The 12,571-nt window shown below is 61.7% G+C and carries 8 protein-coding genes; 2 read left to right on the forward strand and 6 right to left on the reverse strand.

The genetic code is table 11. The features are described 5' to 3' along the window. A partial coding sequence (locus QN219_RS10080; protein WP_283999517.1) for a hypothetical protein occupies nucleotides 1-224 on the forward strand: 224 nt, incomplete at its 5' end. 150 nt (nucleotides 225-374) lie between these two features. After that, nucleotides 375-2,336, forward strand: coding sequence for a M23 family metallopeptidase (locus QN219_RS10085; protein ID WP_283999518.1), 1,962 nt, complete (start codon nucleotides 375-377; stop codon nucleotides 2,334-2,336). Between the two features lie 68 nt (nucleotides 2,337-2,404). On the opposite strand, the gene clpB is transcribed toward QN219_RS10085, so the two are convergent. The 6 genes from clpB to QN219_RS10115 form a co-directional block, all read right to left on the reverse strand. Next, nucleotides 2,405-5,011, reverse strand: coding sequence for an ATP-dependent chaperone ClpB (gene clpB, locus QN219_RS10090; RefSeq protein ID WP_283999519.1), 2,607 nt, complete (start codon nucleotides 5,009-5,011; stop codon nucleotides 2,405-2,407). 326 nt (nucleotides 5,012-5,337) lie between these two features. Then, nucleotides 5,338-5,988: a DUF4167 domain-containing protein gene (locus QN219_RS10095; protein ID WP_283999520.1), complete on the reverse strand. Its 651-nt coding sequence runs from the start codon at nucleotides 5,986-5,988 to the stop codon at nucleotides 5,338-5,340. A 331-nt stretch (nucleotides 5,989-6,319) separates the two neighbouring features. After that, the gene (gene prmC / locus QN219_RS10100) at nucleotides 6,320-7,201 is read right to left on the reverse strand and encodes a peptide chain release factor N(5)-glutamine methyltransferase (protein WP_283999521.1); all 882 of its coding nucleotides are present in this window, start codon (nucleotides 7,199-7,201) and stop codon (nucleotides 6,320-6,322) included. Between the two features lie 6 nt (nucleotides 7,202-7,207). Next, the gene (gene prfA, locus QN219_RS10105; protein ID WP_283999522.1) at nucleotides 7,208-8,290 is read right to left on the reverse strand and encodes a peptide chain release factor 1; all 1,083 of its coding nucleotides are present in this window, start codon (nucleotides 8,288-8,290) and stop codon (nucleotides 7,208-7,210) included. Between the two features lie 170 nt (nucleotides 8,291-8,460). After that, entirely contained in the window at nucleotides 8,461-10,728 is a 2,268-nt protein-coding gene (gene ptsP, locus QN219_RS10110; RefSeq protein WP_283999523.1) for a phosphoenolpyruvate--protein phosphotransferase, read from the reverse strand. A 92-nt stretch (nucleotides 10,729-10,820) separates the two neighbouring features. Beyond that, on the reverse strand, nucleotides 10,821-12,095 hold the full coding sequence (locus QN219_RS10115; RefSeq protein WP_283999524.1) for an aspartate kinase: 1,275 nt from the start codon (nucleotides 12,093-12,095) through the stop codon (nucleotides 10,821-10,823). Nucleotides 12,096-12,571 lie beyond the last annotated feature (476 nt).

The raw sequence follows: 12,571 nt of genomic DNA on the forward strand, positions 1-12,571 counted from the left end.
GAGCGAAGGTCATCGTCGCCAGCAGCGCCGCCGCCCTCGTCAGTGATCGGGCTTATAGACCCGCACCCTTTCCCCAGTCAACAGCCATTTTCAAAAAAAATGACAGTTTTTTGACAAACCTCGGCGACGCAAGGCTTTGCGGGCCGGAGATTCTTTTCTCGCCGGATCGGCCGCCCTGTGGATTCACAATTTCGCCCTCACTTCTTCACAATCGACCGATCTAAGCGACATCATCGATGCTTCGCTTCGGGGGACATAAGCGGGGGCCCTTCCCCTCGCCGATTTGACTCCGGCGCGCGGAGGATGCACACCTTCGCGTAACGTATCGACGTCAAGAATACGGTTGAGAGTAATCAGGGGCGCTTAAGCTTGGCATGATCACCGACAAGAACATGGTCCGGTCGCTTGGCGACCAGCCGCCGATCCTTGCGGATGGCCGTCGCGCGCCGGACCGGCGCGAGATCTCGATGCGCTGGCTGTCGGGCACGTTCCTCACCGGTATCACATCGAGCCTGCTGATGGGCGTCGCCCTCTTTGCCGCTCTCGATGGCCGGCAGCAACTGGCGATCCCGGCGGAGGCCTTTGCAGCACTCGACCCTTCCGCTCCCGGCGCTGCGCCGATCAGTACCGCCAAGCGCGGCGACCGCATCCTTTCGCCGAACATCGTCGCCAAGCCTGCCGACAAGACAGTCATGGAAGTCTCGACGATGATCCATGACGGCGAGAAGGAGGTCGTCCGCCGGCAGCCCTTTGTCCATGTTAAGATGGCGCTCGCGGCCAATCACCAGACGTCCGAAAACTATCCCGCATTCGATCCGCTGGCGATCTTCGCGACGGACGATGCGGACGCGGAAGCTCCGGTGGCACGAACGGGCACCATCTACGGTTCGGACGTCGAATCCGAGGTTGCACTGAAAACCATCGACTTTCCGCTGAAGGGATCCAGCCTGACTTTCGGACCATCCATGTCGCTCGACGAGGTGGAGGAAAACGTCCGTACCAACGGCTCGGTCCTGACGGAAGGCAACACGCAGGTTGCTTCGCTTTTCTATGTCGACCCGCAACGCTTTGCTTCGGACGCAGGCGAACTCGATCTGATCCAGGGGCTGTCGGCCCGGATCGTCGAGGAAAACATGAGCGTTTCGGCCTATGAGAACATCACCAAGCAGAGCACCGAATATGCGGACGACGTTATCCCGGTTCGCCGCCCGACACCGATCGCAATGGTGATGGTGAATGCCGGTTATTCCAAGGCGCAGGCCGAGGATGCCGGAGGCTACATCGAAGAGGCACTCGGCGCCAAGGAACTGGCCGCCGGCGACGTCCTGCGCATCGGCATCATCCAGAAAGGCGAGGAAGCGCGGATCGTGCGCGCCACCATTTACTCGCGCAATCGTCACGTGCTCACCATGGCCGTCGACGACAAAGGCCGTTTCGTTCCCGGCGCCGAGCCGCCGAGACTCGATGCGGTCGCGACCGCCTTCGACGACAACGGAACGCCGGTGGTCGCAAGCGGTCATGACCTGCCGCGCGTCTATGACGGCATCTATCGAGCCGCCCTTTCCTACGGCATGAATTCCGACATGGTGGCCCTGGTGGTCAAGCTGTTGGCAAGCAATGTCGATTTCCAGGCGCAGTTGAAGCCTGCGGATTCGCTCGAGGCTTTCTTCTCGGTCACCGACGAAAGCGGGCGCGCGACGGACGAATCCGAGCTTCTTTACGTGAATGCCAAGTTCGGTGACGCCGAGACCCGGTTCTACCGTTTTCAGGATCCGGACGACAATTCGATCGATTACTTCGACAAGGACGGCAAGAGCATCCGCCAGTTCCTCTTGCGCAATCCCCTTCCGAACGGCCACTTCCGTTCCGGTTTCGGCATGCGCCGCCACCCGATCCTCGGCTTCTCCCGCATGCATACCGGCGTGGACTGGTCCGCGCCGCGTGGCACCCCGATCATCGCCGCCGGAAACGGCACGGTCGAGAAAGCCGGCTGGGACTCCGGCGGCTATGGCAACCAAACGCTGATCCGCCACGCCAACGGCTACGTTTCGTCCTACAATCATCAGAGCGCGATCGCCAAGAACGTCAGGCCGGGCGTCAAGGTCGTCCAGGGCCAGGTGATCGGTTGGGTAGGCACGACCGGGCTTTCCACCGGCCCGCATCTCCACTACGAGCTGATCGTCAACGGCAACAAGGTGGATCCTCTGCGCATCCGCCTGCCCGGCGGCAAGTCGCTCAAAGGCGAGGCGCTGGCGACCTTCGAGAAGGAACGCATGCGTATCGACGAACTCCTCGGCAAGGACGAGGCCGGCAACGAGATTGCAAGCAAACAATAATATTCCATGGCATGAGCCATGCAAAAAGGCCGCCTTTCGGCGGCCTTTTCTGTCTCGATCTTTCCGCCTTACGCGGCTTCCTTCTCGGCGGGGGTCCCGCGCTTGAAGTTCAGCCGGTCGGATCCGGCAATAACCTTCACCGCGGACCCGTCCGGGAACTCGCCTTGCAGCATCTTCTCGGCCAGCGGATCCTGAACATATTTCTGGATCGCCCGCTTCAAGGGCCGTGCGCCATAGGCGGGATCATAGCCCTTGTCGGCCAGGAAGGCGCGCGCCTCGTCCTCCAGTTCGATCGTGACCTTGCGATCGGCAAGCAGCTTGCGCAGCCTTTCGAGCTGGATATCGACAATCGCGCCCATTTCCGAGCGACGCAGCCGGTGAAACAGAATGATCTCGTCCACGCGGTTCAGGAATTCCGGACGGAAGGCGGCTCTCACCACTTCCATCACCTGGTCGCGAACCGCATCGCTGTCCTCGTTCTCGCCGAGAGCGGTCAGGTATTCCGCTCCGAGATTCGAGGTCATGATGATCATCGTGTTCTTGAAGTCGACCGTGCGCCCCTGACCATCGGTCAGGCGGCCGTCGTCAAGCACCTGCAAGAGCACGTTGAAGACATCGGGATGGGCCTTCTCGATCTCGTCGAACAGCACCACCTGGTAGGGCCGGCGGCGAACGGATTCGGTCAGCGCTCCGCCCTCTTCATAGCCGACATAGCCGGGAGGCGCACCGATCAGCCGGGCCACGGAGTGCTTCTCCATGTATTCCGACATGTCGATCCGCATCAGAGCCGTCTCGTCATCGAAGAGGAACCGAGCAAGTGCCTTGGTCAACTCCGTCTTGCCGACGCCGGTAGGCCCAAGGAAGATGAACGAGCCGATCGGCCGGTTCGGATCCTGAAGCCCGGCGCGTGAACGCCGAACGGCACGCGAGACGGCCTGAACCGCATCGCCCTGGCCGACGACCCATTTTGCCAGTTCGTCTTCCATCCTGAGCAGCTTCTCGCGCTCGCCTTCGAGCATCTTGTCGACGGGAATGCCGGTCCAGCGCGAAACGATATGGGCGATGTTGTCGGGAGTCACGACCTCCTGCACCATCGCATTCGCTTCCGAACCGTCCTGGCTTTCCGCTTCGGCAAGCTCCTTCTCGAGTTTCGGGATCACGCCGTAGGCAAGTTCACCCGCGCGCTGGAATTCGCCCTTGCGCTGGACGATCTGAAGCTCGTTGCGTGCTTCGTCGAGCTGCTTCTTGAGATCGGCAGCTTGCCCGAGTTTCTGCTTTTCTGCCTGCCAGCGCGCCGTCAGTGCGGCAGCTTCCTCTTCGAGAGAGGACAGGTCGAGTTCCAGTTTTGCGAGACGATCCTTGGAGGACGCGTCGGTCTCCTTTTTCAAGGCTTCGCGCTCGATCTTCAGCTGAATGACGCGCCGGTCGAGTTCGTCGAGTTCCTCCGGTTTGGAGTCGACCTGCATCCTGAGGCGAGAGGCGGCCTCGTCCATCAGGTCGATCGCCTTGTCCGGCAGGAAGCGGTCGGTAATGTAGCGGTTGGAGAGCGTCGCGGCGGCCACCAGCGCGGAATCCGAAATCCGCACCTTGTGGTGCTGCTCGTATTTCTCCTTGAGGCCGCGCAGGATGGAGATCGTGTCCTCGACCGTCGGCTCGTCGATCATCACCGGCTGGAACCGCCGGGCAAGGGCGGCGTCCTTCTCGACATGCTTGCGATACTCGTCGAGCGTCGTCGCGCCGACGCAATGCAGTTCGCCACGAGCGAGCGCGGGCTTCAGAAGGTTCGAGGCATCCATGGCCCCGTCCGCCTTTCCGGCGCCGACGAGCGTATGCATCTCGTCGATGAACAGAATGATCTCGCCGCTTTCCGACTGGACCTCGTTGAGCACAGCCTTCAGCCGCTCCTCGAATTCGCCGCGGAATTTCGCGCCAGCAATCAACGCGCCCATGTCGAGCGCCATCAGGCGTTTGTCCTTGAGGCTTTCGGGCACGTCGCCATTGACGATCCGGAGCGCAAGGCCCTCGGCGATCGCCGTCTTGCCGACGCCCGGCTCACCGATCAGCACCGGGTTGTTCTTGGTCCGCCGCGAAAGCACCTGGATCGTGCGCCGGATTTCGTCGTCGCGGCCGATCACCGGGTCGAGCTTGCCATCCCGCGCTTCCGCTGTCAGATCGCGCGCGTATTTCTTGAGCGAATCGAACCCCTGCTCGGCATTGGCGCTGTCGGCCGTGCGCCCTTTACGGATTTCATTGATGACCTGGTTGAGCTTGGTCGGCGTGACGCTCGCCTTCGACAGGATCGAAGCAGTGGCAGCCGAGCTTTCGATCGCCAGTGCCAGGAGCAGGCGTTCGACGGTCACGAAGCTGTCGCCGGCCTTCTTGGCGGCCTCCTCGGCCGTAGTGAAAATCTTGGCAAGCGGCTGTGACAGGTAGACGGAACCATTGCCGCCGGAGACTTTCGGGAGCTTCGCCAGAGCCTGAGCCGTGCCGGCTCTTGCCTCGCGCGCATCACCGCCGGCGCGTTCGATGAGGGACGCCGCCATGCCCTGATCATCGTCGAGCAATACCTTGAGGACGTGCTCGGGCGTGAACTGCTGGTGTCCCTCGGCCAACGCATAGGTCTGCGCCGATTGCAGGAAACCGCGCACGCGCTCGGAATATTTCTCGATATTCATTCTCTACCTCCATAGCCCGGCGAGCCCATCATCGTGGCACTGGCCGGTGTTTCAGGATCAGGCTCCCGCATTCGGCAAGCCTGTCATTGATGACTCGTCCTCGCGTTGCGCGGGATCAAGTCTTCGAAGCGGAATATGGGGCAGTGTTTTCAGAAATTAAAGGGCGGTGGCGGAAGGCGCTTGGCGAAATCTCCACGGACAGGTGGCGCCGGGCTCAACCAAGAAAGAGCGCCCCGATCGCCGAGTGGCTGACATGAGAAAACCCGACCGCAGGGCGGCCGGGTTCTGGTCAAATCGGTTGCGTAAAGCGAAGCGCCCGGGAGCGCTTAGTCCGAGGCGGCTAGCGCCGGCGCATCGCCAGCAGCTTCGCCGGACGGCTGGGCGTCGCCCGATGCTTCGTCCTGCGCGCCGCGCCGCGGCTGGCGACGCGGACGGCTGGCACTGCGACGGCGAGAGGCCGGACGGCTGGAGGTCGCCGCAGGCGTTTCCTCTTCCATTGCCACTTCGGCAGGCGTGCCTTCGATCACCGGCTGCGGACCGGAACCATCGATAACCGGTTGAGGTGCGCTCACCGAGGGTGCGGCTGCATTCGAGGCTGCGGGTGCATCCTCGGAATAGCCCTGATCCAGGTCGTCCTGATCGCGATCGATCCCGTCCCGGTCCTGATAGTCCTGGCGCTCTTCGCGCTGGAAACGATCCTGCATCTGCGCCTGCGCCGCGGCGATAATGCGGTTGTAGTGCTCGGCGTGCTGCAGGTAGTTTTCCGCCATGACGCGGTCACCGGAACTTTGCGCGTCGCGCGCAAGGGCAGCGTATTTCTCAGCGATGTGCTGGGCGGTACCGCGAATCTTCACATCGGGGCCGGAGCTATCGTAAGTCCGCGTAAGCGGATTGGATCCCTTGCGGTTATGATTGTTTCCGTTGTTATTGTTGTTATTTCGCCCACGGCCGCGCTTGTTTTGCTGTCCTGGCCTCATAGTATATTCACCCGAATTCTCTTGATAATGATGATCATGTGGTTCCGCATCCCGGCCGGACCTGTCCGCGCCCGAGAAAACACGCGCCACGAAAGACCGCATCGCGATCTCGGCGCCGGCTGACGTCAAATTAACAGGTACCCGCACAAGGCACTGTCGAACCCTAGCAACTCTTTCTGAGAGCAATCCCCGTGGCCAGGTCATACCGGAGCGAATCTTTGGTCGATGACCTTACTGCCCAGTGCGCGGGGGCAAACTAGCCCGCTTCCTTTAGGATTCCAAGCCCTTTCTTTGCCCTTCAAGAAAAGAGATGTGCCGATGCAGCATTTTTTCAACGGTTGCTGCTGCATTCCCGGTCGCGCTTGAATACAAGGGCCCGATCGTTGCCGCCGAGATCCTTCGCGCTGTCACGCAAACGGAACCCTTGCGCTGCGAACAGCGCCGTTACCGCCTGCTTTTGATCGAAACCGATTTCCAAGCCTATTACGCCGTCTGCTTCAAGATGACGATCAGCGTGAAGGGCAATGGCACGATAGGCATTCAGCCCGTCGTCTCCGCCATCAAGAGCAGCGGCCGGATCATGGAATTTTACTTCCGGCTCAAGCTCTTCGACAACTTTGGACTGGATATAAGGCGGATTTGAGACGATCACATCGAACCGACCCTCGACCTCCTCGAACCAGCTGCTCCGAAGCGTCTGGAACCGCCCGGCAAGACCATTGCGCTCTGCGTTTTCGCGCGCCGTCGCCAAGGCGTCCTCGGATATATCAGTACCGAGGCCGCGAGCTTCAAGTACCTTATCGAGAAGAGCAAGACAAATTGCTCCTGTTCCGATGCCGAGATCGATGATCCGACAGGTTCCCTTGTTGGCGACAATCCGCCGCACATGCGGGATCATGCAGTCGACCAGCGTCTCCGTATCCGGCCGCGGCTCCAGCGTGTCCTTGGAGAGCTTGAGCGTCAGTCCGTAGAACTCCCTTTCGCCGAGGATGCGGTAAACCGGTTCGCGCGCTGCGCGACGCTCGACGGCAGCTCGGATGCGCGCCGCGAGAGCGTCGTCAACCGCCTCCCCTCCCCGCGCCATTATTGCCGCTAACGAAAGGCCGAGCAGCCCGGAAATCAGGTGCCTGGCATCGACCGCCGCCGTCTCGATACCGGCGGCCTTCAGCCTGTCGCGGCTTTCGGCAAGGAGGTGGTCGAGCGTCTCGGCCATTGCGGCTCAGCCCTGCTGCTCGCCGAGAAGCGCGAGCTGGCTTGCCTGATAATCCGCCAGCAGCGCATCCACGACCTCGTCGATCTCGCCCATCATCATCCGGTCGAGCTTGTAGAGCGTCAGGTTGATGCGATGGTCGGTGATGCGTCCCTGCGGGAAATTGTAGGTGCGAATGCGCTCCGAACGATCGCCGGAGCCAACCTGGCTCCTGCGATCCGCCGACCGCTCACTGTCGGCGCGCTGGCGCTCCATATCGAAAAGTCGCGAGCGCAGCACCTGCATCGCCTTGGCGCGGTTCTGATGCTGCGACTTCTCCGAGCTCGTGACGACGAGACCGGTCGGAATATGGGTGATGCGGACCGCAGAGTCGGTCGTATTGACGTGCTGGCCGCCGGCACCCGAAGACCGCATCGTGTCGATGCGAATGTCCTCAGGACGGATATCGATATCGATCTCCTCGGCCTCGGGCAGGACCGCCACCGTCGCCGCGGAGGTATGGATGCGTCCGCTCGCCTCCGTTTCCGGAACGCGCTGCACCCGGTGAACGCCGGATTCGAATTTCAGCCGCGAGAACACGCCGCGGCCCGATACCGTCGCGATGATTTCCTTGTAGCCGCCGGCCTCGCCCTCGCTTGCCGAAAGAACCTCGACCCGCCAGCCCTTGGTCGAGGCATAGCGCTCGTACATTCGGAAGAGGTCGCCGGCAAAGAGTGCTGCCTCCGAGCCGCCCGTGCCGGCACGGATTTCGAGGATCGCGCTCTTTTCATCGGCCGCATCCTTTGGCAAGAGCAGGATCTGGATGTCCTGTTCGAGCGCTTCGATCAGCTCTTCGACCTCCGGCTTTTCCATCTCCGCAAGGCCGCGCATCTCCTTGTCGGTCGTGCGGTCGGCAAGCATTGCGTCGATGTCCGCAAGCTCGGCGCGCGCCTTTTCGTAGGCGCGGATCTTCGTCACGACCGGCTGCAGTTCGGAATATTCGGAAGCCAGCTTCACATAGACGTCCGCCGACGGCCCGGCCGACATGCGTGCCTCGATTTCGCCAAACCGACGTTCCAGTTCGCGCATCTTTTCAACGGGAAGCTTTGCCAAGTGTAACTCCAAATGCGTTCGTCCGGCCCGGGATGATCCGGGCGTGGCTACTGCATGATTCCTTAAATCGGAATCGATTTAAGGACAAAATCATGCAGCAACTCAAAGCTCTACAGCGACCTTGCGCGTCTGATTAGACGCGCGGCGCTGTAAGGACGCTTCAATCCTGTCTAAACTGGTATGCCGTTCGCCGCCGCGAAATCAACGAGAAGCTGCCGAACCGACGTATCGGATTTCACGTCGTCGAGCGCAGACTCCAGAAGCTCCGCCAGCTTGCCGGCATCGAGCGCCAGCAGCATCGCCTTGACCGGCCCGACCGCCGTCGGCGACATCGACACCGAGCGGAAGCCGAGGCCGAGCAGCGCCATCGCCGACAGCGGCTTGCTCGCCATTTCGCCGCAGAGCGTCACCGGCGTGTCGTTGCGTTCGCCGGCCCGCACGATCTCCCGCAGGATGCGCAGGAATGGCCGGCCGAGAATATCGAACCGATCGGATACGCGGGCATTGCCGCGGTCGACCGCCATCGCGAACTGGAAGAGATCATTCGAACCGACGGAAACGAAATCCACCTCGGCCATCAGTTCGTCGAGCTGCCACATCAGCGCCGGAACTTCCAGCATTGCGCCGAACTGCAGCTTGCGCGGCAATTGCTCGCCAAGCTTCGACTGACGCTCGATCTCCTTCTGCAAAAGTTCGCGCGCGATCTTGAGCTCGGAGACTTCCGTCACCATCGGCAGCATCAGCTTGAGCTCAGCGCCGGCGGCCGCTCTCAGCATCGCCCTCAGCTGCGTGCGCAGAAGTCCCGGCCGGTCGAGCGAAAGCCGGATCGCCCGCCAGCCGAGCGCCGGGTTCTCCTCTTCCGCCGCACGGAAATAGGGAACGACCTTGTCGCCACCGATGTCGAGCGTGCGGAACGTCACCGGCTTGCCGCCGGTTTGCTTCAGCACACTGCGATAGAAGGCTTCCTGCTCCTCGGCCTTCGGCATGGTCGAGGCGATCATGAATTGCAGTTCGGTGCGGAAAAGACCGATGCCTTCGGCGCCCGCCTCGTTCAGATGCGGCAAATCGACCAGCAAACCAGCGTTCATCTGCAATGTGATGCGTTTGCCGTCCTTTGTTAGCGGCTCGACGTCTTTCAGTGCACGAAACTGCGCTTGCCGGCGGGCGCGGAACCGCACCTTCTCCTCGTAAGCACGCTGCAGATCGGCGAGCGGCCGCAAATGCACCTTCGCGTCGTCCCCGTCGACGATTATGGCGTCGCGGTTTTCGGCAAGCGCCACGGCCCCCGCCGCTTGGCCCACGACCGGAATACCCATGGCACGGGCGACGATCACCACATGACTCGTGACGGCACCCTCTTCCAGGACAAGACCGCGGACGTTTTCGCGCGGATAGTCCAGCAATTCGGCCGCCCCCATGGCGCGGGCAACTATGATCGCGTCGTTCGGAAAATCGGCTGCCGACAGCTTGGCGCCATAGCCGGATAGCTGGCGCAGCAGGCGGTTGGCAAGATCGTCGAAATCATGCATCCGCTCGCGGAGATAAGGGTCCGTGAGCCGGATCATTCGCGCCTTGGTCTCGCTCTGCACGCGCTCGACCGCCGCTTCCGCTGTCAGGCCGTTGCGGATCGCCTCCTCGAGTTTCCTCACCCAGCCGCGGTCATGGGCGAACATGCGATAGGTTTCGAGCACCGCCCGGTGCTCGCCCTCCATCGACACATCACGGCGCGACAGCATGTCGTCGATCGAGATGCGCAAGGAACCGAGCGCCTCGGCAAGGCGCTGCAATTCGTGGTCCGTATCCTCGTTGAGCAGGTTCGTGACGACAATTCGCGGCTCGTGCAACACGACATAGCCGAGGCCGATGCCTTCGCCGAAGCTGTTACCGTCGATCGTCACAGGGCGCGAAAGGTCGAGTTCGAGGCCGGGCTTGGTGATCTTCTTCAACTCGCCGGTCGCGACCATCTCGGCGAGAACCATCGCCGTCGTCTCGAGAGCCTCGACCTCGTCCTCGCGGTAGTTGCGCATCGCCTTGTTCTGCACCACGAGAACGCCGAGTGCGCGCCCTGTGCGGAGGATCGGCACGCCAAGGAAGGAGTGGTAGATCTCTTCGCCCGTCTCAGGCAGATAGGTGAACGCCGGATGCGACTGCGCGTCAGAAAGATTGAGCGGTCGTGCGGAGGCCGCAATCGTACCGACGAGGCCTTGCCCCATCTTCAACTGCGCCAGGTGGACGGCGGTCTTGTTCAGACCTTCGGTGGCATAGAGTTCGAGCACTCCGTCGGAACGCAGCACATAGACGGAGCACACTTCCGCGACCATGTTCTGTGCGATCTGGCGCACGATGCGGTCCAGGCGCTCCTGCGGCTCGAGCGGTTCCGCCATGAGCTCGCGCAACCGCTTGAGGAGAACGCGCGGACCTGCGGAAAGGTCTCTCATCGCGTAAGGTCTCCCGAATAAGAATTACCGACGGCACGCACAGGAAGCTCGCGACCGTTCCAGCCGCGAATCCCAAATCAAATGCCTGCTGTTTAACTCTTATCCAGACCGTAGGCGGAATGCAAAGTGCGAACCGCCAATTCCGCATATGGACCGTCGATCAGGATGGAAATCTTGATCTCGGAGGTTGTGATCGCCTTGATGTTGATGCCCTTCTCAGCAAGCGCACGGAAAGCCGACGCGGCGACGCCCGCATGGCTGCGCATGCCGATACCGATCACCGAGACCTTGACGAGGCCGGATTCCGACTGGACGACGTCGTAGCCGACCTTTTCCTTGTTGTCGGAAAGCACCTTCAGCGCCTTGTCGACATCCCCGGAGGGCACGGTGAAGGTCATGTCCGTCTTCGACCCGTCTTCCGAGATATTCTGGACGATCATGTCGACGTTGATATGCGCTTCCGCCAGGGGTCCGAAGATCGCGGCGGAAACGCCCGGCCGGTCTGCCAGACGGCGCAGCGAAATCTGAGCTTCATCCTTGGCATAGGCAATGCCGGTTACGACTTCCTGTTCCACGATCTCATCCTCATCACAAATCAGCGTTCCGGGCGGGTTCAGAAGGTCACCCATGCCCGGCGCATCGGGATCCTCGAAAGAAGAGCGCACGAAGGTGCGGACCTTGTGCACCATGGCAAGCTCGACCGAGCGCACCTGCAGCACTTTCGCACCAAGCGAGGCCATTTCCAGCATTTCCTCGAAGGCGATTTTCTTCAGCCGCCGCGCCTTGGGCTCGATCCGCGGATCGGTCGTGTAGACCCCGTCCACATCCGTGTAGATGTCGCAGCGGTCGGCCTTGACGGCGGCAGCGATCGCGACGGCCGAGGTGTCCGAGCCGCCGCGGCCGAGCGTCGCCATGCGATTGTCCGGACCGAGCCCCTGAAAGCCGGCGATGACCGCAACCTGGCCCTCACCCATCCGGCGAATGATATCGGCGCCATCAATGTCGAGGATACGCGCGGCACCGTGGGCATTGTCGGTCTTGATCGGGATCTGCCAACCCTGCCAGGAACGCGCATTGATGTTCATGGATTGCAGCGCGATCGCGAGCAGTCCGGAGGTGACCTGCTCACCGGAGGCGACAACGGCATCGTATTCACGCGCGTCGTAGAACGGCGCGTTCGAACCGGCAACCTTCGGCATGTTTTCCACCCAGCCGACCAGTTCATTGGTCTTGCCGGACATGGCGGAAACGACAACGGCGACCTCGTGGCCGGCATCAACTTCACGTTTCACATGGCGAGCGACATTGTAGATGCGTTCCAAATTTGCGACGGACGTTCCGCCGAATTTCATCACGATGCGTGCCATTTCGCCTCTACCGATACCGATGTTTGCGCGCGAGCGCGCGACAGGGAAAGCGTCCCCGCCGGCGCCTGACGATCAAAAAAGCTTGGGACTTCTCGGACATCGGCCAGTCACCGCTTCGGGGAGCGGAAAGTCGCGGCGTCTCTTAGCGGATCGACGGGCGACGTGCAATGGCAAGGCGACGGAATGCCCGAGGTTCCGGCCGGTGTTTGGAACCGGTCCTGGGCCTCTCGTCGCCCCCAGGTTGCAAGTCCTTGTCCGCAGTGTTATCAACGCACCGCAACTCGATTGATGAAGGAGGGCTGCGCGTGATCACATACTTTCGGCACCACCGCCAGCGTGGCCCCGTCTCAGCCCTGCAGATGCGTTTGCAGGGCTGACCAGAGACTGAAGCTCATTCTCATCACCTCCTGGTCTGCCCAGTCGTCGTGCAGCGCCGAACGATAAGTTCAATGGCGCCGCCTATCGTCATCAAACCG

It is taken from the genome of Sinorhizobium sp. 8-89, from assembly GCF_030124325.1.
Lineage (GTDB): Bacteria > Pseudomonadota > Alphaproteobacteria > Rhizobiales > Rhizobiaceae > Sinorhizobium.

Bases quoted from the DNA above. Each gene is read 5' to 3' on its own strand.
- QN219_RS10085 (WP_283999518.1), top strand. From the start codon at position 375: ATGATCACCGACAAGAACATGGTCCGGTCGCTTGGCGACCAGCCGCCG.
- clpB (WP_283999519.1), bottom strand. From the start codon at position 5,011: ATGAATATCGAGAAATATTCCGAGCGCGTGCGCGGTTTCCTGCAATCG.
- QN219_RS10095 (WP_283999520.1), bottom strand. From the start codon at position 5,988: ATGAGGCCAGGACAGCAAAACAAGCGCGGCCGTGGGCGAAATAACAAC.
- prmC (WP_283999521.1), bottom strand. From the start codon at position 7,201: ATGGCCGAGACGCTCGACCACCTCCTTGCCGAAAGCCGCGACAGGCTG.
- ptsP (WP_283999523.1), bottom strand. From the start codon at position 10,728: ATGAGAGACCTTTCCGCAGGTCCGCGCGTTCTCCTCAAGCGGTTGCGC.
- QN219_RS10115 (WP_283999524.1), bottom strand. From the start codon at position 12,095: ATGGCACGCATCGTGATGAAATTCGGCGGAACGTCCGTCGCAAATTTG.